Source organism: Flavobacterium sp., assembly GCF_036405015.1.
GTDB lineage: Bacteria > Bacteroidota > Bacteroidia > Flavobacteriales > Flavobacteriaceae > Flavobacterium.
Window position 1 is genome coordinate 1 of the sequence record NZ_DASWYK010000006.1, and the last position, 24,610, is coordinate 24,610.

General features: G+C 34.4%; 21 protein-coding genes, 1 tRNA gene and 1 pseudogene. 11 read left to right on the forward strand and 12 right to left on the reverse strand.

Features of this window, described 5'->3' with window-relative positions; all coding sequences use genetic code 11:
• From VGE71_RS00625 to VGE71_RS00650, 6 genes are all read right to left on the reverse strand, one after another.
• On the reverse strand, positions 1–1,354 hold a 1,354-nt coding region (locus VGE71_RS00625; RefSeq protein ID WP_331136570.1), incomplete at its 3' end, for an AAA family ATPase.
• A 110-nt stretch (positions 1,355–1,464) separates the two neighbouring features.
• Positions 1,465–2,583, reverse strand: coding sequence for a vWA domain-containing protein (locus tag VGE71_RS00630; protein WP_331136571.1), 1,119 nt, complete (start codon positions 2,581–2,583; stop codon positions 1,465–1,467).
• A gap of 106 nt (positions 2,584–2,689) precedes the next feature.
• A complete protein-coding gene (locus tag VGE71_RS00635) occupies positions 2,690–3,088 on the reverse strand; it encodes a YchJ family protein (protein ID WP_331136572.1) in 399 nt (132 codons plus the stop codon).
• The gene (locus VGE71_RS00640; RefSeq protein WP_095931642.1) at positions 3,060–3,293 is read right to left on the reverse strand and encodes a hypothetical protein; all 234 of its coding nucleotides are present in this window, start codon (positions 3,291–3,293) and stop codon (positions 3,060–3,062) included. The genes VGE71_RS00635 and VGE71_RS00640 overlap by 29 nt, the downstream gene beginning before the upstream one ends.
• Positions 3,294–3,371: 78 nt before the next feature.
• Positions 3,372–3,515, reverse strand: coding sequence for a hypothetical protein (locus VGE71_RS00645; RefSeq protein WP_331136573.1), 144 nt, complete (start codon positions 3,513–3,515; stop codon positions 3,372–3,374).
• Complete coding sequence (locus VGE71_RS00650; protein ID WP_331136574.1) at positions 3,515–4,057, reverse strand: hypothetical protein; 543 nt, start codon at positions 4,055–4,057, stop codon at positions 3,515–3,517. Before VGE71_RS00650 ends, VGE71_RS00645 begins: the two co-directional genes overlap by 1 nt.
• An 81-nt stretch (positions 4,058–4,138) precedes the next feature.
• Between VGE71_RS00650 and VGE71_RS00655 the strand changes: the two genes are divergently transcribed.
• From VGE71_RS00655 to VGE71_RS00685, 7 genes and pseudogenes are all read left to right on the forward strand, one after another.
• On the forward strand, positions 4,139–4,384 hold the full coding sequence (locus VGE71_RS00655) for a hypothetical protein (RefSeq protein ID WP_331136575.1): 246 nt from the start codon (positions 4,139–4,141) through the stop codon (positions 4,382–4,384).
• A gap of 1,341 nt (positions 4,385–5,725) precedes the next feature.
• On the forward strand, positions 5,726–6,166 hold the full coding sequence (locus VGE71_RS00660; protein WP_308098529.1) for a KTSC domain-containing protein: 441 nt from the start codon (positions 5,726–5,728) through the stop codon (positions 6,164–6,166).
• A 264-nt stretch (positions 6,167–6,430) separates the two neighbouring features.
• A complete protein-coding gene (locus tag VGE71_RS00665; protein WP_331136576.1) occupies positions 6,431–7,192 on the forward strand; it encodes a DUF4369 domain-containing protein in 762 nt (253 codons plus the stop codon).
• 18 nt (positions 7,193–7,210) lie between these two features.
• A pseudogene (locus tag VGE71_RS00670) lies at positions 7,211–7,597 on the forward strand (peroxiredoxin family protein); the annotation flags it as partial.
• A 445-nt stretch (positions 7,598–8,042) separates the two neighbouring features.
• Positions 8,043–8,123 (forward strand) — tRNA-Tyr (locus VGE71_RS00675).
• A gap of 311 nt (positions 8,124–8,434) precedes the next feature.
• A complete protein-coding gene (locus VGE71_RS00680; protein ID WP_331136577.1) occupies positions 8,435–8,725 on the forward strand; it encodes a transposase in 291 nt (96 codons plus the stop codon).
• On the forward strand, positions 8,722–9,594 hold the full coding sequence (locus VGE71_RS00685) for an IS3 family transposase (protein ID WP_331136578.1): 873 nt from the start codon (positions 8,722–8,724) through the stop codon (positions 9,592–9,594). Before VGE71_RS00680 ends, VGE71_RS00685 begins: the two co-directional genes overlap by 4 nt.
• Positions 9,595–9,731: 137 nt before the next feature.
• Here the strand turns inward: VGE71_RS00685 and VGE71_RS00690 are convergent, their stop codons facing one another.
• Entirely contained in the window at positions 9,732–10,511 is a 780-nt protein-coding gene (locus tag VGE71_RS00690; protein WP_331136579.1) for a response regulator transcription factor, read from the reverse strand.
• A 343-nt stretch (positions 10,512–10,854) separates the two neighbouring features.
• Here VGE71_RS00690 and VGE71_RS00695 point away from each other — a divergent pair, with 343 nt between their 5' ends.
• Complete coding sequence (locus VGE71_RS00695; RefSeq protein ID WP_331136580.1) at positions 10,855–11,631, forward strand: hypothetical protein; 777 nt, start codon at positions 10,855–10,857, stop codon at positions 11,629–11,631.
• 16 nt (positions 11,632–11,647) lie between these two features.
• On the opposite strand, the gene VGE71_RS00700 is transcribed toward VGE71_RS00695, so the two are convergent.
• Together VGE71_RS00700 and VGE71_RS00705 are read right to left on the reverse strand one after the other, a co-directional pair.
• Complete coding sequence (locus tag VGE71_RS00700; protein ID WP_331136581.1) at positions 11,648–12,253, reverse strand: HAD family phosphatase; 606 nt, start codon at positions 12,251–12,253, stop codon at positions 11,648–11,650.
• 17 nt (positions 12,254–12,270) lie between these two features.
• Positions 12,271–12,660 carry a VOC family protein gene (locus VGE71_RS00705; protein ID WP_331136582.1) on the reverse strand — a complete coding sequence of 130 codons (390 nt, stop codon included), beginning with the start codon at positions 12,658–12,660 and terminating at the stop codon, positions 12,271–12,273.
• A gap of 116 nt (positions 12,661–12,776) precedes the next feature.
• On the opposite strand from VGE71_RS00705, the gene VGE71_RS00710 reads away from it, so the two are divergent.
• Together VGE71_RS00710 and VGE71_RS00715 are read left to right on the forward strand one after the other, a co-directional pair.
• The gene (locus tag VGE71_RS00710; protein WP_331136583.1) at positions 12,777–13,424 is read left to right on the forward strand and encodes an HAD family phosphatase; all 648 of its coding nucleotides are present in this window, start codon (positions 12,777–12,779) and stop codon (positions 13,422–13,424) included.
• Positions 13,425–13,448: 24 nt separating this feature from the next.
• Positions 13,449–14,198, forward strand: a complete 750-nt coding sequence (locus VGE71_RS00715) for a DeoR/GlpR family DNA-binding transcription regulator (RefSeq protein WP_331136584.1) — start codon at positions 13,449–13,451, stop codon at positions 14,196–14,198.
• 124 nt (positions 14,199–14,322) lie between these two features.
• Here the strand turns inward: VGE71_RS00715 and VGE71_RS00720 are convergent, their stop codons facing one another.
• Positions 14,323–15,567 (reverse strand): MFS transporter, encoded by a 1,245-nt coding sequence (locus VGE71_RS00720; protein WP_331136585.1) that lies wholly within the window; start codon positions 15,565–15,567, stop codon positions 14,323–14,325.
• 826 nt (positions 15,568–16,393) lie between these two features.
• Between VGE71_RS00720 and VGE71_RS00725 the strand changes: the two genes are divergently transcribed.
• The gene (locus VGE71_RS00725; protein ID WP_331136586.1) at positions 16,394–17,794 is read left to right on the forward strand and encodes a DUF1254 domain-containing protein; all 1,401 of its coding nucleotides are present in this window, start codon (positions 16,394–16,396) and stop codon (positions 17,792–17,794) included.
• Positions 17,795–18,012: 218 nt separating this feature from the next.
• Here VGE71_RS00725 and VGE71_RS00730 read toward each other — a convergent pair whose 3' ends face one another.
• Positions 18,013–18,843: a hypothetical protein gene (locus VGE71_RS00730; protein ID WP_331136587.1), complete on the reverse strand. Its 831-nt coding sequence runs from the start codon at positions 18,841–18,843 to the stop codon at positions 18,013–18,015.
• A 69-nt stretch (positions 18,844–18,912) separates the two neighbouring features.
• Positions 18,913–24,576: an MBG domain-containing protein gene (locus tag VGE71_RS00735; RefSeq protein WP_331136588.1), complete on the reverse strand. Its 5,664-nt coding sequence runs from the start codon at positions 24,574–24,576 to the stop codon at positions 18,913–18,915.
• Positions 24,577–24,610: the final 34 nt, after the last annotated feature.

A 24,610-nucleotide genomic window follows, 5' to 3' on the forward strand; every position in this document is an offset into this window, starting at 1 on the left:
TCAAAAAGTAAAGATCTTCTTTTGCAGTTTGAGGCTGGTATTTTTTTATTAAATCATCTAAAGGTGTTACTTCATCTAGAATACTTTTATAATCCTTATCTGAAGCATCGTCTAATAATTCGAAACCGCTTTCCGCGAAAAACCATTCAACAACATCAGAATATGGCGTTTTTTCGTCTGGTTTTTCTAATTTTTCAATTTTTGGAAAATATTCTGGAAATAATGTTCGAATAGCAGAACCTATTAAACTTTCAGCTACAACATCGGCTCCCTCCTGCTCTCCTTCATAAACTAATTCAACTTTTCCAGTAATAGCAGGAATGATTCCCACAAAGTCTGATAAACGCAATGTCGTTTTATCAACACCCGAAATCAAAGCACGGCGTTCGGCTGTACTAATCAAATTTTCGAAAGCTGTAATACTCATTCTCGCACTCACACCACTTTTATTGTCAATGTATTCGCTTTCTCGGGCTTCAAAACTAATTTGCTCCAAAATATCTCTCGCCAAACTCGGAACATAAACTACATCCATTTGGTTTTGATCCAATTTCGATTCTTGTTCTGTAATGGTTCTCGCGATCTGGATACTTTCTGGATAATGCGTTAAAATCTGTGAACCAATTCTATCTTTTAAAGGCGTTACAATACTTCCTCTATTGGTGTAATCTTCTGGATTTGCCGTGAAAACAAACTGCATATCTAAAGGCATTCTCAATTTGAAACCTCTAATTTGAATATCACCTTCTTGCAAAATATTAAATAAAGCAACTTGAATTCTGGCTTGTAAATCAGGTAATTCGTTGATTACAAAAATACAGCGATTCGCTCTTGGAATCATTCCGAAATGAATTACGCGATCGTCTGCATAAGATAATTTTAAATTCGCTGCTTTAATTGGATCAACATCTCCAATTAAATCGGCAACCGTTACATCTGGTGTTGCTAGTTTTTCGAAGAAACGCTCACTTCTATGCAACCAAGAAATTGGAGTTTCATCTCCTTTTTCTGAGATTAAATCCTTAGCAAAACGAGAAATTGGATTTAATGGATCATCATTAATTTCTGAACCCTCCACAAACGGAATATATTCATCTAATAATTCAACCATTTTACGAGCCAAACGCGTTTTTGCTTGTCCACGAAGTCCTAGTAAATTGATATTATGACGTGATAAAATGGCGCGTTCTAATTCTGGAATTACCGTATTTTCAAATCCGTGAACACCTTCAAAAACAGGTTTACCTGATTTGATTTTCTCACGAAGATTATTACGCAATTCATCTTTTATGCTTGTACTTTTATATCCAGCGGCTTTTAATTGACCTAAAGTCTTTATAGTATTTATTTCCATTGTGTTGAAATGTAAATTTTTATTCTTTTATTTTTTTGAAAGGTAAAAAATAGTGTCTTCGCATTGCGTTTAGAAACCTTAGTACCTTTGTTCCTCAGAACCTTAGCACCTTATTTAATCCTTTTCTTCCTATTTGCTTCGTAGTCTTCAAAAATCATTTCTCCCAAACCTTTTATTCCTGTATAAAACGCTTTTCCTTGATTGGCTTCGGTAAACTGATTTACAAAACGCTGTAAGTAAGGATCGCGGGCAATCATAAAAGTCGTGATTGGAATATGAAGTTTTCTGGCTTGTTGTGCCTGTGTATAACATTTATCGACAATATATTCATCCAGACCGTTACTATTCATGTAGTAGGAACCATCACGTTCGCGAACGCAACTTGGTTTTCCATCTGTAATCATGAAAATTTGTTTGTTGGTATTTCGCTTTCTGCGCAGAATATCCATCGCCAATTGCAGACCAGCAACCGTATTGGTATGATAAGGTCCAACTTGCAAATAAGGCAAATCTTTAATCGGAATCATCCAAGCATCATTTCCAAAAACTAAAATATCGAGAGTATCTTTTGGGTATCTTGTTGTGATTAATTCTGCCAGCGCCATTGCCACTTTTTTGGCAGGTGTAATTCGGTCTTCGCCATACAGAATCATACTATGGCTGATGTCAATCATGAGCACGGTACTCATTTGAGCTTTGTATTGCGTTTCTTCGACAACCAAATCATTTTCGGTTAGCATAAAACTTTCTACTCCGTTATTTATTTGAGCGTTTCGAAGACTTTCGGTTAATGAAATTCTTTCTAAACTATCTCCAAAATTAAATTCACGGAATTCTCCAGTATGTTCATCACCATTTCCAGCATGTTTTGTTTTATGATTACCGCTTCCAGAACGTTTCAAATTTCCAAAAATCTGATCTAAAGCTTGCTGTCTGATTGCTCTTTCGGTTTTTGCAGTTATTCCAAAACCATTACTTCCATCACCTTTTACTTCATCTCTGATGTAACCTTTCTTTTTTAGATCTTCGATAAAATCATCAATAGTATAATTTTCGTCGGTAAGTTTATATTCGACATCGAGTTCCCGAAGCCAGCTGATAGCTTCATCAAAATCACCCGAAGTATGGGTAATTAACTCTTTAAAAATCGTAAAAAGTTTGTCAAACGGAGACTGAAAAGGAGCTTCGTAAGTCTTAAAATAAAAGCCTTTTTTAAATTCGTTTTTCATAAATCTAAAATTACGTCTTTTTAGAATTATGAAAAACGAATTGTTTATTAATTTTTAGTTAAAATATTCAACCAAAAATCAAGACTAACAGTGTTAGATATAATAATTATTCAAACTTTCCGTCCAAATAATACCAAGCACCATTTTCGAATTTAAAAGTAGAAAATTCGTAATGTACTTGCGACTTATTATCTGAATCTAAAAAGTAAGCTTTGAATTCGACCGTATTTTCTGTAGAACTTAAAATCTCTAATTTTTGCCATTTATTAGAAACAGCCCATCTTAAAATTTCAGTTTTCGAATAATATTTTCTTTCTGAAATATAAGTCGTTTCCATAAGATAATCGGCATTATGAGTTGCATACGCCGAATATCTTGATCGCATTAAAGTTAATGCTGAAGGCGCTTTTTGATTGTCATTCAAATATAATTCGCAGCAATTTTCAAAAAGTAATCCTGTGTCGCAGAAGCATTTTTTACTCTCCATCAACTGGTTCTTCTCCATTAATTTTAACGTGAAGCTGATTCAATAAAACTTGATAACGAGTTATTTCTCGAACTTCTTCGTCTTCTTCAGCAAAATCAATCATTTCGTCTAATGTTTCACTTACTTCCAATAATTTGTTGTTTGCTTCTCTATCGTTTTTCGCAGCAATCAAATCAATGATTTCTTGCACGTTTGCTTTTAATTCTTCGAATTTACTATTCATGTCTTAATTTGTTTCAAATTCAAAGTTTCAGGTTTCAGGTTCAACTTGGAACGTTAAACCTGAAACTTGAAACTATTTTTATTCGTTTTTACTTTCGTTGAATTTTTTCATGATTTCCTTCAACTTTTCTTTGCGTGAAACTTCAGCTTGTTTCGCTTTTGCTTGGGCTTTATGCAATTTATCGTTGTGCTTTTTGATATTTCTTTCATTATTGCGTCCCATTATATTTCCCTTTTAATTTGTTCTAATGTTTTTTCAGTAAAAATCAGTTCGTTTATGATTTGTTTTCTTAAATCATTAATATCATCATAATCGAAATATTTTGCCCAAGAAGTCAATTGCTGTAAATTCCGAACTTGTTTTAATCTCTTTGTGGTTTCAAAACTTGTTCTTAAAATCGATTTTCCGTCATATTCAGGATTATTCTTGTGTTCATAATTCGCGAGATTATTTTCGAAATCAGCTTTTATGTAATACAGTTTTTCTTCAGCATTATCTGGATAAAACGCTGACCATTTTGCAAAGCCAATTTTAGTTTTTGATTCCGTTTCGGGGTTTCGAGCAATTAAGCGCCATTTGCTATTAGCCAATCTTCCCCAATGATTCGAAACTCGATACATTCCTTCTTCTGTATAATAATAAGTGCTTCCAGCTTTGCTTTCAAATTGTTTTTTCAGTCCTTGAATTGAATTTGGAAGTACTTCATTAAAAGCACAAAACGTATTTTTAAAAGAATTAGGATGTGGTTTAAAGTTTTTTTGCATGTGCAAATATACTCAGATTACAGTGAACTCCCTAAAACATTAATTGCTTACCTTTGCTCCTTTAATTTAAAACAAAAAATCATGTCTAAAGATTTAGAACAAAAAATGCCTCAAAAAGGAGTTTTTACTGGCATTATCGAAAAAGATGAAAATAATAATTATTTCTGTGGAGAATATCTTTTAGACTATAAAATGGTTCAGGCTAAATTTAAAGTTGGTGACTGGATTACAATAAAGTCTGTTATTGAAAATCCAAGTGATATGAGCTACAAACAATATCCGAAAAAATCAAGAAACTTCGATAAAGCAAATCATAAACCGGAATAAATTGTTTGTTTTAGGTTTCAGGTTATTCTTGTTTCAAGTTTTTTGTTGGGAGCTTTTTTTAACTGCAAAGTTTATTTTTAACCGCAAAGAGCGCAAAGATTTACGCTAAGAACGCTAAGATATTTCTACTGAAAACTAAATTAAGTTTTAAATATTAAGTTCGCAAAGTTGTGTCTACACATAGCTTTGCGAACTTTTCATTTTTAATGATCCTCAAAAATAAAATCTTTGTGCCCTTTGCGTAAATCTTTGTGTGCTTTGCGGTTAAACTAATTAGCTTCATTTTTAACGCAAAGCACGCTAAGATTTTTTAATTAGGATTCTAAGTATGTGTAAATATTAAGTTCACAAAGCTATGTATTGACAAAGCTTAGCGAACTTTTCATTTTTAATGCCCCTCAAAAAACTCTGCGCTCTTTGCGTAAATCTTTGTGTGCTTTGCGGTTAAACTAATTAGCTTCATTTTTAACGCAAAGCACGCTAAGATTTTTTAATTAGGATTCTAAGCATATATAAATATTTAAGTTCGCAAAGCTAAGTGTTGACAAAGCTTTGCGAACTTTTCATTTTTAATGATTCTCAAAAAATAAAATCTTTGCGCCCTTTGCGTAATTCTTTGCGAACTTTGCGGTTAAACTAATTAGCTTCATTTTTAACGCAAAGCACGCGAAGATTTTTTAATTAGGATTCTAAGCATATCTAAATATTAAGTTCGCAAAGCTAAGTGTTGACAAAGCTTTGCGAACTTTTCATTTTAATGACTCTCAAAAACTCTGCGCTCTTTGCGTAAATCTTTGTGCCCTTTGCGGTTAAACTAATTAGCTTCATTTTTAACGCAAAGCACGCTAAGATTTTTTTAATTAGACTTCTAAGCATATCTAAATATTAAGTTCGCAAAGCTAAGTATTGACAAAGCTTTGCGAACTTTTCATTTTAATGACTCTCAAAAACTCTGTGCTCTTTGCGTAAATCTTTGTGCCCTTTGCGGTTAAACTAATTAGCTTCATTTTTAACGCAAATCACGCTAAGATTTTTTAATTAGACTTCTAAGCATATCTAAATATTAAGTTCGCAAAGCTAAGTATTGACAAAGCTTAGCGAACTTTTCATTTTAATGATTTTCAAAAAAACTTAGCGTGCTTTGCGTAAATCTTTGCGAACTTTGCGGTTAAAAAAACATCCCAGAATCTAAAGTTAACATTTTAATAAACTCAACTTTCCTGAATATTTTTTCCATCAAAACTAAAAAGTTAAAAAAAAGTGTACCTTTGCAAAAAATTTGTCGATTTGAACTAATTAATATCAATTTCAAACTAATAGACAAGTAGTTACCTTTTATTTATGAAAAAAATAGTTGAATACCGCAAGTTACTAAACGTAGAAAAAACTGCAGAGTTAAAAGATTTAAAGACAATTTATCGTAATGCGATGAAAGAATCTCATCCTGATAAATTTGTTGGAAACGAAGCTGGTTTAAAAGAGGCAGAAGAAAAAAGTAAAACGATCATCGAAGCTTACCATTTCTTAGTAAGTATTCACCCTGATACCATCAAACTTAACTTACCTGAGTACACTGAAACAATTACAACTTGTACTATTACAGATTATAAATTTGTTGAAGGTCGTTTGATTATTGACTTTTCTAACGGAAGTGTTTACGAATACATTAGTGTTCCTAAAGCAACTTACGTTAAAATGGTAAATGCTGATTCTCCTGGAAGATTTGCTAAAAGACACATCTTAAACTCTTTTACTTGGAGAAAGAAAACAAACCAAGAATAGTTTTAAAAAACACTATATTTTACAAAAAAGCACTCTATAAAATGAGTGCTTTTTTTATGTCTGGAAATTTAAAATTTGAATATGCAGGTTCAAATTAAGTTTACAATTAAGAGCTTTTAGTCAATTTAAGCCAACAAACACATTGATTTCATGTACTTTAACTCAAAAAAAACTATAACAAAATTTTAGGTTACAAAATTCTGTATGTTTTATATTTTTAGATACTTTTGTTGCACAAATCAATTAACTAATTAATTTTTTATAATGAAAAAAATACTTTTTGTACTTACAGCTTCTGCAGCTATCATTTCTTGCAGCAAAGTTAAAGATGGAGAATACCTTATTACAGGTACAGCTACAGGAATTGAAAATGGAAAAACTATCATTTTACAAGGTGCAGATCCTGCTACAAGAATGACTGTTGCTCTTGATACAGTAAAAGTTGAAAACGGAAAATTTGAAATAAAAGGAAAAGTAACAGAACCAGCTTTTCATACATTAATTTTAGAAGGTGCTAATGGTCCTGTTCCATTAATTCTTGAAAGTGGAGAAATTAAGGTTGCAATTGACAAAGACAGTATCCAAAAATCTAAAGTTTCAGGAACTTACAACAACGATGAGTATGTAGCGTTCATGGACGATATGACAAAAACTCAAAAAACATTAATTGATTTTCAGAAAAAGAACAATCAAAAAATGCAACAAGCTCAACAAGCTCAAGATACAGCAGTTGTTAATAGCTTGATGAAACAATACATGGAAATTCAAAAAGAAGTTGGAGAAAAGAGCAAAAAGAAATTCTTAACTTATGCTGAAACTCATCCAAAATCATATATCACACTTGTTCTTATTCAGAATTTATCAAATGATCCATCATCTGATTTGAAAAAATTGGAAAGTCTTTTCAATTCTTTAGATGAGTCTCTTAAAAATACTGCTCCAGGAAAAGAATTAAAAACTAGATTTGGTCAAGCAAAATTACCATCTGTTGGTGCTACAGCTCCATCGGTAGGTAGTCCAAAATGAAGAGCAGATTTTTCTGGGCCTAATCCAGAAGGAAAAGTAGTTTCACTTAAACAAAGTTTAGGAAAAGTAACTATTGTTGATTTCTGGGCTTCATGGTGTGGTCCATGCAGACAAGAAAACCCAAATGTTGTAGCTATTTATAAAGAGCTTCACTCAAAAGGTTTAAATATTATTGGAGTATCTTTAGATAAAGACGCCTCAAAATGGAAAGAAGCGATTGCAAAAGATGGTTTAACTTGGACGCACGTTTCTAACCTAAAATTTTGGGATGAACCAATTGCAAAACAATATAATGTAGAATCAATTCCTGCAACTTTTATTCTTGACGCATCAGGAAAAGTGGTTGCTCAAGATTTAAGAGGTCCTGAATTGAAAGCTAAAATTGTAGAGTTGTTAGCAAAATAATACACTATTTTAAAATAAATCAAAAAATCTCCCTAGTGGAGATTTTTTTGTTTTAGTACCATTTTCTTTATTTAGAAAATAAAAGCCTATCAAAAGAAATTAAAATCTGTCGAAAAAATTCATTACAAACCTTCCTTATATTTGAAATTTAGAACAAATATTTCTTTAATATTTATATAATAAGTCAATAAAAGCAAGACCTGACAGCTTTATTATATCTTAAAATCGAAAGACAAAAGCGCATATACAACATAAGAAAAGTATTACTTTTAAAAATAAATTGAAAAAAAATCCAAATTAGCATCTTTTTATTTTATTCACTTCCAGCGAATTAAAAAATAACTTTAAAATAACTTAAAATTAAGTCATTTTTTTCTTTGGAAATGTAGAAAACGTTGCTATCTTTGCCACCGCTAAGAACAACAAAGCACAACAAGCTGAGATCGGGGAGATACTCAAGCGGCCAACGAGGGCAGACTGTAAATCTGCTGTGTGAACTTCGCAGGTTCGAATCCTGCTCTCCCCACGGAAAGGCCGAAAAGCCTGAAAATTTAAAGTTTTCAATCTTTTCAAAAAGCCACAAAAAATGTCTGAAGACCTGCAAATTCAACGATTTGCGGGTCTTTTTCGTTTTAGGCCTGTTTTCAATATTTATAAATCCCCACAAAATTAAAGGTGCAGAATCGGTGCACTTTCCGGCGCACAGAAAAGTGGAGTTGATACCTTTTTCGCGACTAAAAACTTAGGCAGTCTCATATTTAAGCCTCAAAAAAAGAAGGATATAATGATTAAAGTTTCTGACTGGCTACTAACTTTATTCCTGCTAAATCATATGTCATGAAAAACACAAGAAGAACCTTTACTTTAGGCTTCAAGATTCTGGCCGCCACCATGAGCATCCACTGCGGTAGGGTCAGCGACGTGGCAAGAGAGCTCAATATCAGCACAAGCACCCTGCAGCACTGGAAGAAGCTTTATCAGGAAGGCAGATTTACCATAAAGAAAACTTCGGCTGAAATATCGCATCAAAATGAATTGCTGAAGCTTCGGAAACAAATTAAAGAGCTGGAAATTGAAAGGGACATCCTAAAAAAGGCTCAAAATGTCTTCTCCAGGAGCGGCGGGTGAAATATGAATTCATAAAAGAAAACTCGAAAATATTTCCCGTTGAGAAGATGTGCCGGATTTTTCAGATCCACAAAAGCAGTTTCTTCCGATGGAGAAAAAGGACGCCAACCGCAAGGGCAAAGCGAAAAACCTTCATCATAAACGAAATTATACGAATCTACCACTGGAGCCAGTGCCGTTATGGAAGTCCGAGAATTGCCAAAGAATTAGAATCTATAGGCATAAAAGTCTCTAGAAAATTTGTCGGGCAGATTATGAAGGAAAATTACCTCAGAAGCATTGCAAAATCAAAATACAAAAAGACTACTAACCCAACCCGCAGCAGCAAAGTCTTCGAAAATAGATTGGAACAGATTTTTAAAGCAGACAGAATAAATGAAATCTGGGTTTCTGATATAACCTACATCGAAACAGAGGAAGGCTGGCTGTATCTCACTGTGGTGATAGACCTTTTTGACCGTAAAGTGGTCGGCTGGTCCATCAGCGAAACAATGAGGGCAAGAGATACGAGCATAGCTTCTTTGAGAAAAGCCCTTCTAAATCGCCCCCTGCAAAAAAATCAGGAATTGCTCTTTCACTCAGACCAAGGAAAACAATATGCCTGCCGTGAGTTTACTGCTTTATTAGACACAAATAAAATTACCCAAAGCATGAGCCGTAAGGGAAACTGCTATGATAACGCGGTAGCGGAAAGCTTCTTCAAAACATTGAAGGTAGAACTGGTATACCAGAATAAATACAAGACTAAAGAGAAGGCGGAAAAATCAATAACCGATTATCTAGAGAACTTTTACAACACCTGCAGAAGACATTCTGCGCTTGGAAACTTAACGATAGAAGAGTTTCACAATCAGCAGCCAATTGAATAATAGCTATTCTTATGATACGGGCGTTAAGCCGGGTGCACAATCGATGCATTTGGTTTTAGCAAGAACTTATAATACTGGATTAAAATATTTTGTTGGCTCAAGTTCGAAACATTACTAGTTTTAGACTATTGCTCCTATTATCGGTTTGCTAAGATGCCCATTAATTTAGCCTTACTTACTGCTTCAGCCACATTGCTGACCTTCATTTTACTGATGATATTCTGTCTGTGCCTGTGGACGGTATTAACAGAAATTTGAAGATGAAAGGCAATATTCTTACTAAGTAGCCCCTGCGAAATTAACGTCAGAACTTCAAGTTCTCTTGCTGATATTGAAGACTGTTCCGGTTCTACACTACTGTCAAAATTAACGACCTTTCCTGTAGTATTATTATAGATAACACCGTCTATACCGCCAGTCAGACTCTGATTCATTGCTGGATAATACAGGCAGACTGCCAGCCAGATCGTGCCGTCAGGCAAACTGCGGGGATATCGCATCTGGTGCATAATATATTGATATTCCTTTTCTTGATTTTGTACACGGATCCTGCATTCGGTATTATATTCGATTCTTTTAGCAGTTGGCAAAGAAAGCTGAAGGTTTATATACTGAACTTCCAGTTTATGCCTCAATTCCAGATCAGCGGGATGGATTTTCTCGAAAATGAAATCTTCAAAGGCAGAATCTATATTCTGCTCTAAGTTGCTTATGCCGAAAAAAGAAGCAAAGCTTCCCGCGAAAACAAAACTTCTGTCATCTTTAAAATCTGAAAGAACAGCAACGCAGTTGTCGATTTTTACGAATTCCCTTAATGAGCTCTTAAGATTCTCCAGCTCGTCTTCCAAAGCAAAGGAGGAGAATTTCTGTCCTAACAGGAGCTTATTTATATTTTTTTGTGTGAACTTATCATTCATAATCTCTTGGTTATTTTTAACTATTGCAGCTTCTTTAGCCTCTATTTAAATTTACATCTAGTATTTTATAGCAATTAATAACAGTTCCGCTTACATTAAATTCTGGCTTTGAATATTATTAATTTATTCAAATCACACTGGAGAAATGCAGCTGTGAAATTATAAGCCTGTAAAGCCCGAGTTTAATGCCAAATCTTGGATGTCGACAGTCTAAAGTTTTGGTCATAATTTTAATCTTTTCTATTTAAATAAATAATTGAGGTTGGTTAGTTAAGTAATTGAGGCAGGTCTTTGAAAAGGCCTGCCCTTGTTATTAATTACAGAATTTGCCAAATAGCTTTCTATGCGTAAAAACAATCATCTTACAGTTATCAATGCGTCAAAAATGAGAAAAAAATATACCAGTTTTTTATCTTCTAATGTGACTGCATCGGTCTTAAAACAACAGATTGGTCCGATTATATCGCTGGATCATTTCTATATTAATTCTCCGCTTTACCCAAGCATAAAACATATGGACTGCAATTCAATTACCTATATTTTCCAAGACAGCGCAGGCGAAATTATCTATGGCTCATCCCAGCACGCACAGCAGATATTAAAGCCTGGTGGCATCCTTCTCAATGTTGGCGGGAACAGTTTGATAGAAAATGGCATAACTTTAAAAAATGAGTCTTTGCTTCATGGCCTTCAGATATTTTTAAAATTGACTACAAAAGAAACACTGTCAGGCAAAACCAGCTTCTTTTATGAACCGAACAGCTTACCCGTCTTCCGAGACCAAGACAGCATTGTACGTGTCCTTGTAGGCAGATTCAGAAATATAAAATCTAAAATTTCAGCTTCAAAAGACTTGACTATCCTGGACGTCCAGCTCAATTTCGGCACCAGATTCGTCATTGATGCTCCCGAAAAGAACAATGTGCTGGTCTACATAGTAAAAGATGGGAATGCTTCATCAATCGACAATTCAGTAGAAAGCCCCATTGAAATTTCACGCCAGTCAGGACACCTATCGATTCTTTCACCTTATGCCGATATTCATTTTATCCTTATTTCAGGAAAGAGAATAAAAGATAATGTATTCCAGCGTATTAAGACGGCTTACTTCAGCTCATAACTCTATACGGTTTACTTCAATCAGATGACATGATCCCAAACTGTAGAAGGTCTTCTTTTAACTGCTGCGAATCCTTAAAATGAATGCTTACGAATCCAAGCCTTCCGGCAGCCGCAGCATTCTCCCTGCTGTCATCTATAAAGATGCATTCCTCAGCTTTAAGATCAAAGCGGCTCAGAAGCAGCCTGAAAATATCCTCTTCAGGCTTGATAAGCTTTTCCTGCCCCGAAACAACGATTCCGTCAAACAGTTGAAAGAATGCAAACTTTGAGAAGGCAATGGGAAAGGTTTCAGCCGACCAGTTTGTCAGCCCATAGATTTTATAGCTTTTTTTGAGCTCACCTAAAATCTTCGCTGTTCCCGAAACTTCCCCATTAAGCATCTCATCCCATCTGTTGTAGTACATTTCGATATAGGAAGCGTAATTGGCATGCTTCTCTTTAAGTTCAGCAATGCCATCAGAAAATTTTCTCCCTCTGTCCTGTTCCCTATTCCATTCTTCATTGCAGATGTTGGTAAGAAACCAATTCATTTCTTCCTCGCTTAAAACCTTTCTATACAAATAGGACGGATTCCAATCGATTAGAACCCCTCCAAAATCAAATATTATAGCCTTCACCATTTTGTATTTTTCTAAATTTAGGCCGATATCTCTACGTAATTCCCCTCTGGATCAAGCACGACACTTTCGTAATACCCATCTCCCGTCGTGCGTGGTTCGCTTTCAATTGTAAAGTTATCTGCTCGAAGTCTTTCTGTCAGTTCATTCACAGCGTCTTTTCCTCCCACAGAAATGGCAAAATGCGCTATGCCTTTACTGAAACCTCTTTTTTGCGGTTCTTCACTGATATCAAACCTGTTCATTACCTCTAACCTGCATCCTCCCTGTACAAAACTTAAAAAATAGGCTTTAAATCCTTTTTTTTCATTTGTGTATAAACACCCGCTTTCAGCTCCGAAATATTTAACGTAAAAATCCCTCACGGCTTCCGGATCATCCGTCCAAATTCCAATATGTTCTATTTTCATAAATTATTTTACAAAGTTTTATTTTGCAAAAATATGCAAATTTGCATATTTTTGCAAAATGTTTTATAAATAATTCAGCCTACTGACACAATAAAATCAACTTTAAAAAATAATACATGAATTTTTTACGGCAAAGGAAAATCCGGCATATTATATTTGACTGTGACAACATCTTGGTAAATACCGACACTGTACTGATTTCGGTTATGCTTGATGTATTGGAAGAGCAAGGCATCGAAATACATCTTGACCAGCTCATTAAGATTTTTGGAGGCCGATCCATAGAAGAATCCGCACTAATACTTCAAAAGATATGTAAAACGGATTTCCACGACGACTTCTGCAGCAATCTGGCCAAAAAATTCGAAAATGAGATTTTCCATGGATTGGAAAGCCTGCCTGGAGTAAAAAAATTCCTTGAAACGACAAACTGCAAAATTTCGCTTCTAACCTCTCAAGATCATCAGCAATTACAGAGAAAACTATTCCTTACAGGACTGCACTACTATTTTGATGAAACAAACACACATATTACTTCAGAAGTAAACTACGGAGATTCCCTACTGGCTTTAATCGAAAAAAATGTTGTTGCGCCTTCCCTCTCACTACTGATTAAAGACAGACCAGCACAAATTTCAGCCAGTCTGAAAAACGGTATTTCAATAGCCTCTTCAAGCAGTTTTCCCATTGAAACTATTAACAATGCAAATATTTATCATTATGAAGTCATTGAAGATCTCCACAAAAGATATAAATTTACTTAATATTTAAAAATTTAATTCCGGAAAATGATAAAAGAAGAACGTTTTGGAAAAATACTGGATCTGCTTTCAAAAAAGGGAAAACTTCAATATGATAAAACGGCAGAAGCACTGAATGTATCTGAAGATACCGTTCGCCGGGACATTGATGCTCTTCACAACAACGGTCTTTTATCCAAAGTTCGCGGCGGAGCCATCTCAATAACGAAGAACCCATTGACCTTTGCCGACAGAAGGTCGTTTAAGGCAGACAAAAAGGAAATAGTCGCACTTAAAGCCCAGCGGCTAATACAGGAAAACCAAACCATTTTTATGGACGGGGGAACCACCAACTGCATTGTTGCATCCAAATTACCAATAGATATAAAACTAACGATTATCACCAATAACCTGGCGCTGCCTACGGTCTTATCAAATCACAAAAATGTTGAATTGATAGTTCTTGGGGGATTGTATAATCCGTCAACACAAACCACCGAAGGCGCAAAAGCATGCGAAGAAATCAATAAATATTTTGCAGACTTGTACCTGTTGGGCACATGTGTTATCGACAGCAAAAATGGAGTTACTGCAGTATTTATCGGGGATGCTGATATAAAAAGCGCAATGCATAAAAATGCTAAAAAAACTGTTGCACTTACCTTGAAAGATAAACTAGATGAAACTGAATCCTTCAGGGTGTGTCCTATGGAAGAAATTTCTATTTTAATTACCGAACTGGCTAGTACAGATAAAAAATTAGATCCTTACAGAAACAAAAAACTCATGATCCTATAAAATAAAATTACCGCAGTCTCCACTGCGGTAATCCCCAACTTAACTTAACTCATCTCCTTACGTGAAGGAAAAACAAATTAACTTTTCCAGAATGCCTCCGGATTTCAAAAAGCAGATTGACCTTTTAAACCTCCATTTCACATTCTTCCTTAACTATTTTTTCTGCTTTGTCTGCAGTAACTATTTTGTTGTCTGTCTCCTTACCGCCTCTATAGGTAAAGCTGAAGAGTGCTCCTACGGCAAAAAGCAAGATCGCGCAAACTTGAAGCGCTTCCGAAAGGGAAGAGCTATGGGCGATAAATCCAACTCCCACTGGTCCGAGAAGTTGGCCCGAATATCCCATAGTGGTAATAACTGCGATTGCAGTCGCCGTTTTAATATTGGTTAATTTGCCAGCCTCACTAAAAAAAACAGGAATGATATTGGCAGCTCCGCAACCTAGCAAAAAGAATCCTATTAGGGGCAGTAAAATCCCATTGCAGACTACTGCCATCATAATCCCGCTTCCTGCAATTATGGCGCCCGCAGTTACAACTTTTGCGGAATCAAACCTATCCACGATTCTGTCTCCGAAAAGTCGCATTCCAGCCATTGCCATTGAAAAAACTGCATATCCCAAGCCTGACCAGCTTTCTTCAATTCCCTTGTTTTCAAATAAGAACAGAGCGCTCCAATCCAGCATTGCGCCTTCTACCATGAATACGATAAAACCCATTGAGCCTAAAAACAAAATATTCAATTTTAACCATGAAAATCTTGATGATTTTCCCGTTGGCTCTTCTATATTTTTAGGATTTAGTTCTTTTTCCTGTGAAAAAGTCAAAAGTTTGCTGTAGTTAAATCCAACTGTCAAAAGAACTAATATTGATACAATAATTGCGGCAATGAGCGGCTCCAGCCCTGTTTTGATTAAAAAACCAATTATAAGTGAGCCGAACAGACCTCCGACACTGAACAATCCATGCAGCGATGACATAATTGGCCTCCCAGAAATTCGCTGCAGCTGAACACTTGAAGCATTCATAGCGACATTTATCATTCCAATCCCAGATCCGAACAATAGCAGTGCAAAACTCATTAGATAAACATTGCTGAGAACGGCAAGAAACGGAAGCGCTGCTCCAATTACCAGAACTCCGAAAAGTATAATTATTCTGTTTCCAAAACGCTGGCTTAAATAACTTGTAACCGGCATCATAATAAGCGCGCCCGTTCCTAAAAATAGCAACAAAATTCCTAATCCCGCTTCATCAAGTAAAAGTCTGCTTTTTGCAAAGGGTACCATTGGTGCCCAGCTGGAGAGTGTGAGTCCGCACACGAAAAAAATGCTTCTTATAGCTGTAATCAATTTTTTAATAGACAAATCCATATCTTAATTTTATTTTGCAATATTATGCAAATTTGCACAATATTGCAACTTTTAATAAATAAAAGTTTATTAAGATGATAAACCAATTTACTATACAGCAAATCAAACACTAGTGATAAATGGACGTGAGCGAACAAATTTATATTTGATTATCAAATATTTATAATATATTTGTACATCAAAAAAGAATAATATTATTGCATATTAGTTCGTTCGCTTTTAATTTAATACGTACGATTTAATATTGAAAAAAGTAAAAAAATGAATTTGGTGCAGAATCGGTGCACTTTGGCAAAGACAGTTTATAAAGCCCAGTATAGACAGGACTTCAGCGATAAAGTTCGAATCCTGCTCTCCCCGCCAAAAGGGTAAAAGAAGCCAAAACGAGAGTTTTTCAATCTTTTCAAAAACCCATAAAAAACGTGGTAAAGCCTGCAAATCTTAAGATTCGCAGGCTTTTTTGTTTTACTGCAGTTTTCATATCTTTTAAAAACGCCCAAAATTTTTGTGGCAATATCGTGGCACATTGAATTCTGAAACAGGAAATATTAAGTAAAATCAATTACCAATATGTTTAGCTTCGAAACTATTAAACATACTAATGTCTTAAAATATTACTTGTTGTTTAACCGCTGTCAAAAGTTGGTTTATTTTATTAGAGCTGGCATCAAAATGATTCAATTATGATATAAAAAATGGTTTCAAATTGTAAAATGAAACCATTTTTCAATTCAAAGAAAGTTCGAATAGCTGCATTAAATCTAAATTTGGTAAGACCTTTATAATATAAAAACGATTCTTTCTAAAATTTAATTCCTCTGTAACTATGAAAAATCCAGCACTTCTTTTAATTGTTTTATTTTTAAGTTTAACTGCATGCAAAAAAGAAAAGTCTGCAGACAAAAAAACAGCTGATGCAGCTATTTCTTCCGACTCCATTACCGCAATTGCAAAGCAGGCATGGATTTATGGATATCCTATGTTCTATAACTACAAAACTATCTATGCCAGTGCCATTGCTAAAGAAACAAAAACATTTGTCGGTTTTAACAAATTTAAAAGCTACTCAAATAGCGCTACACCAGCAGATACATTAGTTGTAACTATAAATAATGATACGCCTTATTCCACTGCAGCAATTGATGTTTCTGACGAACCAGTTATTTTGCAAGTTCCGAAAATTGAAGGCGGCAGGTATTTTGTAATGCAGCTCACTGACCTTTATACATTCAATTTTGAATATGTTGGCTCACGCGCAACTGGGAATCAAGGCGGAAAATACCTTATTGCCGGCCCGGATTGGAAAGGTGAAACACCAAAAGGCATCGACAAAGTTCTTCATTCGGAAACTAATCTGATCTTCTTAATTGGACGTACCGAATTGGACAATCCAAGTGATGTGCCTAATTTAAAAAAGATACAGGATCAATATAAATTGATTCCTTTACATGAATTCACTAATCAAGCTGCTCCGCCAGTTAAAAAATACAATATGCAGCTTCCAGTATGGAAAGAAGCTGATTATAGTTCGGTAGAATTTATAAATGTTTTGAATGCCTTATTACAATATACAAGTGAAGACAGCAGCGAAAAACAGCTTCGAGCAGACTTTGCAAAGATTGGAATTGTACCCGGCCATCCTTTTGATAGTTCGAAATACCCTGCTGAAACTTTAAAAGCTATCGAAAAAGGAATTTCCGAAGCTAAGCAGGAATTGGAATCGAAAACAAAAGAAGTTAAAGATTCCGGAAGCCTATTTGGCACAAGAGCAGCACTTCAAAACAATTATCTCAACCGTGCAATTGCAGCTGCTACCGGACTATACGGAAATACCAAAGAAGAAGCAGTCTACACAGGAAGCGCCACCGATAAAGACAACCAGCCGCTGTCGGGAAATAACAAGTACATTTTAAAATTTCCGAAAGGCCAGCTACCTGAAGCAAAATATTTCTGGAGCATAACAATGTATAATCTGCCTAAACGTTTTTTGGTTCCAAATCCAATTAATAGATATTCTATTGGAGGCAAATCTAGCGGTCTTAAATATGAGTCTAATGGGGATTTGATTATTTATTTCTATCCCGAATCACCTGGAAAAGACAAAGAGAGCAACTGGCTTCCAACTCCTAAAAACCAAAATTTCAACTTTGTTTTAAGAATTTATGGACCACAGCCAGATGTAATTAATAATGTTTGGAAAATGCCGCTACCTGAAAAGGTAAAATAATATAGAAAAAAATAACTTATAAAGCTTCAAAATAATTTGAAGCTTTTATTTTTTAAATTAAACTAATCATTGAAAATCATAATGACAGAATCGTGGCACATCTATTTTTGGAGTGCCTCCAAATTTGTCACGAAAAGTTATTAAGGCGAATTCTTTTTAAGCCAACTTAAAATTTGGATAAATCTGCGTTATGATTTTTATTGCTCTATAGAATGAATTTATTTAAAATTCCATCCTAATGTCAAACCAAATGCTGCTGGTGTGATTTTAGCATTTTGTTCAGTGCTGTACAAACCATTAGCTTTTCTATCGGTTGTTGACACTGGATTAAACCCTACATAAGACTGATTATTTTTTTGGTTCAATATTGTTCCTGATCCTTTTTCGAGAAACATTGCTATATATAATGCATTCTTTTTGCTGATATCGAATGTAAATCCGAACTCGAAAGAACTCATAAAAATTCCTTTTGTTTCATATTCCCCTGATGCTGAATAACTGCTTTCCTGCCCTATTCCATACTCAGGTAAATCATTAATCGTTAAATTAAAATCAGGATAATAAGCAGTACCATTTACATTATCGGCAGTTGCCTTTATCTTATAACTAACAGGTAAAAAATATTTTACTCCTGCTCTAAGATTAAAATCAATTCCTTTATTAATGTTGGTTTTAAATTGCACAAAAAGTGGAATTTGAACAGCTTGTAATGTTTGTTTTTCTTTATAATTACTTGTAGTAACATTATAAATAAATGCAGAACCAGCAGCGTCTACTTCATAATTGGTTAACGTACTAGAGGCAATCAAAGAGACATTTTGCTTGTATTGCGAAAATTCTATTCCTGATCCAAGTCCGATATTTTTTGTAAAAGAGTAGATGTATCCAGCTTTTACAGCGCCTCCCATTTTGGTTTCGGCTGTTGTTCCTGTTACATTACTTTCAAGATTACCTGCTCCTGCTTGTACTCCTACGTAAAACTGAGCATTTGCAATTGCAGAAAAAAGAATTAATATACTTACAAATATATATTTACTATTAAATTTCATATGTGTTATTTTTTACCAGAATAATCTATCCCCATTTATAATAAATGGGGATTTCATATCTTTCATTATTTAGTTTTTAACTAAAAGGTTCTTAGTAAACGTTTTACCATTAACTAAAGTAATCCTTACAATATAAACAGCTTCAACAGCTGGAGCAATCAAAGTAGTCTCGTTTTCATTAGTGTTTTTTTGATCTACCAGCGATCCATTTATACCAAATACTTCAATATGGGCATTTAGCATTTTAGAAGGATCTAAATTGGTAATCAATTGATAACTCTCGTTCTTTCTGACAGGATTAGGATAAATTTTAATGGACTCGACTGTTTTAGTTGAAGACAAAGTCAATGGGCAAGAAGTAATTATTGTTCCATCTAATTTTGTTGCAACTGCGTAATAGGTTCCATTTAAACCTCCAACTTCTTTATAATATTGCAAAGTTTGACCTTCAATTAGAATTCCGTTTTTGTACCAAGTGTAAGATTTAAATTCTTTTGAACTGTTGTCAAAGAAAATAACATCTTCAAATTGTTGTCTGATTAAATTCGCTTGGCTATTTATAACTGGCAACTCAATATTTTCAGCAGCATTGTAATTTTCATTACCTGCTTGAGAAGCTGTAATAGTTGCCGAACCAGAATTGTTATAAAACAGTTCATTATTCGAAATCGTTACCACATCTAGATTCGATGACACATACGTTATTGGTAAACCACTATTTGAACTGGCAGTTAAAACGTTTGTCGTTGCTCCATCACAATTCGAAACTAAAGTTTGATTCCAAGTGATTATTTGATCTGCTTTGGTAATTTCAAAGTCATTTCCTGAATATGTAACCGCATAATTGTCTCCTGCAGTCAACGTTCCTTGTGCTATTGCATAAGTTCCAACATTTTCTCCTGTTGCTCTTTTTAAAACACCAGAGAAAGTATCATTTCCAACTAAACTCGGTGAAACTGTATAAGTAAAAGCTGGATCAGTTGTTCCGTACACTTTTGTTTGAGAAACGTTAGCTGTTACAGTGATTGGTTTTGCTTTAACAGCAAAAGTATCTGAGCCAACTAAAGTTACAATATAGTTAGATCCTGCTGCTAAACTACCAATAGTATAATTATAAGTTCCAGCATTCTCACCTTTTACTCTGCTTAAGCTTCCGCTAAAAGTATCTCCTGTTACTAAAGCTTCATTTGCGGTATAAACAAAAATTGGATCTGATTCTCCATAAAATTTGTTTTGTGAAGCATTAGCACTTACTGTGATTTCTTTTGGAGTAACTTCAAAATCTTTACTTTCAAAAGTAATGCTATAATTAGAACCTGCACTCAAATCTCCTTGCTCAATAGCATATAAACCTACATTCTCTCCAATTGCTCTAGATAAAGCTCCTGTGAAAGTATCCGTACCTACCAGACTTGGAGAAACAGTTGATGTCAAAATAGGATCAGTCGAACCATAGATTTTCTTTTGAGAAGCATCAACAGTTACAGTGATTGGTTTCGCTGTGATTGTATAATTTTTACTTACGAAATCAATTGTGTAATTAGATCCTGCACTCAAAGTTCCTTGCTTAATAGTATAAGCTCCAATATTTTCGCCTAAAACTCTAGCTAAATTTCCTGTGAACGAATCTCCGCTTTCTAAACTTGGCGTAAACGAATAAGTTAAAGCGGCATCTGACTCACCATATACTTTTGTTTGTGTATCGGCAGTAACTGCAATTGTTTTGGCAGTGATTTCAAAGTCTTTTCCAATATATGTAATTGCATAATTGTCACCTGCTGTCAACGTTCCTTGTCCTATTGCATAAGTTCCAACAATCTCTCCGATTAGCCTTTCCAAAACACCAGAGAAAGTATCATTTCCAACTAAGCTTGGTGAAACTGTATAAGTAAAAGCTGGATCTACATTTCCGTATACTTTTGCTTGAGAAGCGTCAGCTATTACAGTGATTGGTTTCGCTGTGATTGTATAATCTTTGCTTACATAATCAATTGTGTAATTAGATCCTGCACTCAAAGTTCCTTGCTTAATAGTATAAGCTCCGATGTTTTCACCCTCAATTCTAGATAAATCTCCTGTGAATGAATCTCCGTTTTCTAAACTTGGCGCAAATGAATAGGTTAAAGCTGTATCTGATTCTCCATATACTTTTGTTTGTGAATCGGCAGTAACTGCAATTGTTTTGGCAGTGATTTCAAAGTCTTTTCCAACATACGTAATTGTATAATTAGTACCTGCTGTCAACGTTCCTTGTCCTATTGCATAAGTTCCAACATTCTCTCCGATTAGCCTTTCTAAAGTACCAGAGAAAGTATCGTTTCCAACTAAACTTGGTAAAACCTCATAAGTAAAAACTGGATCTGCTGTTCCGTAAACTTTAGTTTGAGAAGCGTCTGCTGTTACTGTGATTGGTTTTGCTGTAATCGTATAATCTTTACTTACATAATCAATTGTGTAATTAGATCCTGCACTCAAAGTTCCTTGCTTAATAGTATAAGCTCCAATGTTTTCACCCTCAATTCTAGATAAATCTCCTGTGAATGAATCTCCGTTTTCTAAACTTGGCGCAAATGAATAGGTTAAAGCTGCATCTGACTCTCCATATACTTTTGTTTGTGCATCGGCAGTAACTGCAATAGTTTTAGGAGTGATTTTAAAGTCTTTCCCAACATACGTAATTGCATAATTACTACCTGCAGTCAATGTTCCTTGACCTATTGCATAATTTCCAACATTCTCTCCAGTTACTCTTTGTAAAACACCAGAGAAAGTATCATTACTTACTAAACTCGGCGAAACCGAATAAGTAAAAGTTGGATCTAATGTTCCGTATACTTTTGTTTGAGCAGCGTCAACCATTACAGTGATTGGTTTTGCTGTAATTTTAAAATCATTACCCATGTAGGTAATACTGTAATTTGTACCTGCACTTAACGTTCCTTGTGTAATGGCATAAGTTCCTATGTTCTCTCCTGTGGCTCTTTGTAAAGTCCCTGTGAATGAATCACCACTTACTAAACTAGGAGTAAAAGTATAGCTCAAAGTAGGTTCAGTTGCACCATACACTTTTGTTTGTAAAGCATCAGCCGTTACTGTGATATCTTTTGGTGTAATTTCACCTATTTGTCCAGACACAGTTTGAGAACTCAATACATAATTTGAAGCATTTACTCCTCCAATTGTCAAGCCTTCAACTGTTATAGTTTTATTTTTTCCAACATTTTGAGTATCATACGTTCCTAACAACGAAGCATTTAAAGTTACTACTTCGTTTTCCAAAATTCCAGTAACATCGAAATTACTATTTGTTAAAACGGCTTGAGTTGTTCCATCAAAAATTTTGCTTGAATTTCCTTTTAATGTAACCTCTACTGTTTTAGCTTTAACCATAGCTGTATTTGACGTTAGAGAAGTAGCGCTTAATACATAGTTTCTAGAATCAGTTCCAGATAACGCAAAATCTTTAATAGTAACTGCTTTATTTATTCCTACATCTTTATTGTCTAAAGTACCAGCTACAGGATTATTTAATGTTACATTATCACCACTAACAATTCCTTCTAAAACAAAATTATTAGCGTTTAATCCTATAACAGTATCACCATTATAAACTTTTGATATTTCGCCTTGTACTGTAACATTTACAGATTTAGGGTTTATAATTAATTCAGCTTCTACTACTTTGTCATTATAATTTGGTTTGCTTAATACAGCATATACCTTATAAGTTCCAACCTCTTTATTGTTGTTATTAGTGTAACTTACCGATACCTGATTAGGAAGACTACCTGCAATCGCTAATGATTTTTCGGTTCCATCATACACATAAGTGTTCGATGCTAAAACGAAATTATCAGTTAAATCGCCTTTTACAATTGTTAATTTGGCAGTAAGCTGTTTGTTATTATAATTTATACCTCCATTAATATTTACTGTAACATTATAAGAACCAACATTAATATTATCATTATTGGTGTATGTTACTGTAACTCCGTCTGGAAGCGTACTGTCAAGTGAAAATCTTTTAGGAGTACCATCATAAACTTCTTCTTTTTCTAATAAAAACATCGCATTCGAAAGATTGCTTTTAGTAATAGTCATCGAAGTCGTTAATTCAAGCAATTTGTAATTAGAACCAGAAAGGGAAGCTTTTACATTATTATAAACACCTGCATTCTTCTGTGTATTTGAGTACACCACATTTACTCCTTCAGGTAAAGTTCCCGATACATCTGGATGTTTTTCAAAACCGTCATAAGTAAACGTTTGTGCATCAAATGAAATACCTGAAAGGTCTTTTTTATTAATTTTAAGTGTATTAGATACTGTGAAATTATTATAAAATTCACCTCCATTAATATTTGCTTTCACAACATAATCTCCTGCATTTATTTGTCCATTACCTTCATATGACACAGTAGTTCCTGCTGGTAAATCTGTAACATTCAAATATTTTTCAGAACCATCGTAAGTATAGGTTTCTGGATTTAAAGTGGCAGTGAAATCTCCTTTTTCAACCGTAAGTTTAAAGTTTTTAGTTGCTGCGGCATAGATTTCATCTCCACTTTGAGCAACTGTTATTATCGCCTGCCCAACTCCTGTAATATGAATTTTATTATCTTTTGTAATGTAAGCTACATTCTTATTATCACTACTATAAGTAAGTGGTGAAAGATTGCTTGATGCGCTTCCTACTGCAAAATCGGCATCGGTATACTTTTTAGTTATATCATTGACGTTAATGGTCTGTGCTATTTTAGACTCATAACATCCCATATCTATTGTAGTATTAAGAAAACGACTGCTGTTTGCAAGATCTTTATTACCTGCAATTAGTGTGTTGTATAGCGAATTATCTCCTTTGTTAACCGCAGCAGATGTTGTTTTTAAAGCAAAGTTATTTGCATTTGCATCAACAAAATCAGCAGGTTGTGCATAGAAATTATTAGCTAATGTCATTCCGCTGTATTGAGTCTCAGTCTTAGACAACAGAGAGTTTTTAATTGTAGCTATTGCTGCTCCTGTTCTATTAATATCAATATTATCTTGGTTGTCTCTAAAAACAGCATTAAACACTTCTAAATTAGAAACTCCAGTAGCAAAAATATGAGATGCACCATTTATGTTATCTCCAAAAGTAGCATTAACAATTTTCACATTGGCATCATTAATTGCAACTGAAGTACCAGTTGCTCCATAATGGTAAGCTGAATTACCGTAAAAAAGTGTATTGTATATTGAAACATTAGAATTATTTGTAACATAAATACCTCCACCTTGAATACCCGAATTGTTTTTTGAAATAAAACAGTTTTTTACTATAACGTTAGAACTATGTACACGTATTCCTCCGCCATATTCTCTTGTAATAGATTTTCCGTTTATTGTTACAATTCCTTCTGAGCCATGTGCTGCACTTGCAGCCTCACCATTTGCAATATAAAAACCATTGATCTCGTTATTACCTGCTGCATTAGAAACTGTAATGATATGATTGATTAAAGATTGACCATCTAGAATTGTTTTATTTTCTTGAATATGTCTGTCAGTTAAACTCTCATTAGCAATATTTCCATCAAAACCTCCATATAGTTTTACACCATCTAATAGTAAAAAGCTGTTGTCTCTTCCTTCATCAATATAGTTGGAATTATCTCTAGCGCTGTATTTTGGTGTATAAGAACCTTTAGCTACATAGATTTTGTTTACAGTGTTTGGTGTATTAACATTCATAATAGAAGCATAGCGTAAAGCCAATGATAAATCG

Bases quoted from the DNA above. Each gene is read 5' to 3' on its own strand.
- VGE71_RS00680 (WP_331136577.1), top strand. From the start codon at position 8,435: ATGAAAAACACAAGAAGAACCTTTACTTTAGGCTTCAAGATTCTGGCC.
- VGE71_RS00710 (WP_331136583.1), top strand. From the start codon at position 12,777: ATGAATTTTTTACGGCAAAGGAAAATCCGGCATATTATATTTGACTGT.
- VGE71_RS00660 (WP_308098529.1), top strand. From the start codon at position 5,726: ATGAAAAAAATAGTTGAATACCGCAAGTTACTAAACGTAGAAAAAACT.
- VGE71_RS00700 (WP_331136581.1), bottom strand. From the start codon at position 12,253: ATGGTGAAGGCTATAATATTTGATTTTGGAGGGGTTCTAATCGATTGG.
- VGE71_RS00705 (WP_331136582.1), bottom strand. From the start codon at position 12,660: ATGAAAATAGAACATATTGGAATTTGGACGGATGATCCGGAAGCCGTG.
- VGE71_RS00665 (WP_331136576.1), top strand. From the start codon at position 6,431: ATGAAAAAAATACTTTTTGTACTTACAGCTTCTGCAGCTATCATTTCT.
- VGE71_RS00690 (WP_331136579.1), bottom strand. From the start codon at position 10,511: ATGAATGATAAGTTCACACAAAAAAATATAAATAAGCTCCTGTTAGGA.
- VGE71_RS00630 (WP_331136571.1), bottom strand. From the start codon at position 2,583: ATGAAAAACGAATTTAAAAAAGGCTTTTATTTTAAGACTTACGAAGCT.
- VGE71_RS00650 (WP_331136574.1), bottom strand. From the start codon at position 4,057: ATGCAAAAAAACTTTAAACCACATCCTAATTCTTTTAAAAATACGTTT.
- VGE71_RS00725 (WP_331136586.1), top strand. From the start codon at position 16,394: ATGAAAAATCCAGCACTTCTTTTAATTGTTTTATTTTTAAGTTTAACT.
- VGE71_RS00640 (WP_095931642.1), bottom strand. From the start codon at position 3,293: ATGAATAGTAAATTCGAAGAATTAAAAGCAAACGTGCAAGAAATCATT.
- VGE71_RS00655 (WP_331136575.1), top strand. From the start codon at position 4,139: ATGTCTAAAGATTTAGAACAAAAAATGCCTCAAAAAGGAGTTTTTACT.
- VGE71_RS00635 (WP_331136572.1), bottom strand. From the start codon at position 3,088: ATGGAGAAGAACCAGTTGATGGAGAGTAAAAAATGCTTCTGCGACACA.
- VGE71_RS00715 (WP_331136584.1), top strand. From the start codon at position 13,449: ATGATAAAAGAAGAACGTTTTGGAAAAATACTGGATCTGCTTTCAAAA.
- VGE71_RS00735 (WP_331136588.1), bottom strand. From the start codon at position 24,576: ATGAATGTTAATACACCAAACACTGTAAACAAAATCTATGTAGCTAAA.
- VGE71_RS00730 (WP_331136587.1), bottom strand. From the start codon at position 18,843: ATGAAATTTAATAGTAAATATATATTTGTAAGTATATTAATTCTTTTT.
- VGE71_RS00720 (WP_331136585.1), bottom strand. From the start codon at position 15,567: ATGGATTTGTCTATTAAAAAATTGATTACAGCTATAAGAAGCATTTTT.
- VGE71_RS00645 (WP_331136573.1), bottom strand. From the start codon at position 3,515: ATGGGACGCAATAATGAAAGAAATATCAAAAAGCACAACGATAAATTG.
- VGE71_RS00695 (WP_331136580.1), top strand. From the start codon at position 10,855: ATGCGTAAAAACAATCATCTTACAGTTATCAATGCGTCAAAAATGAGA.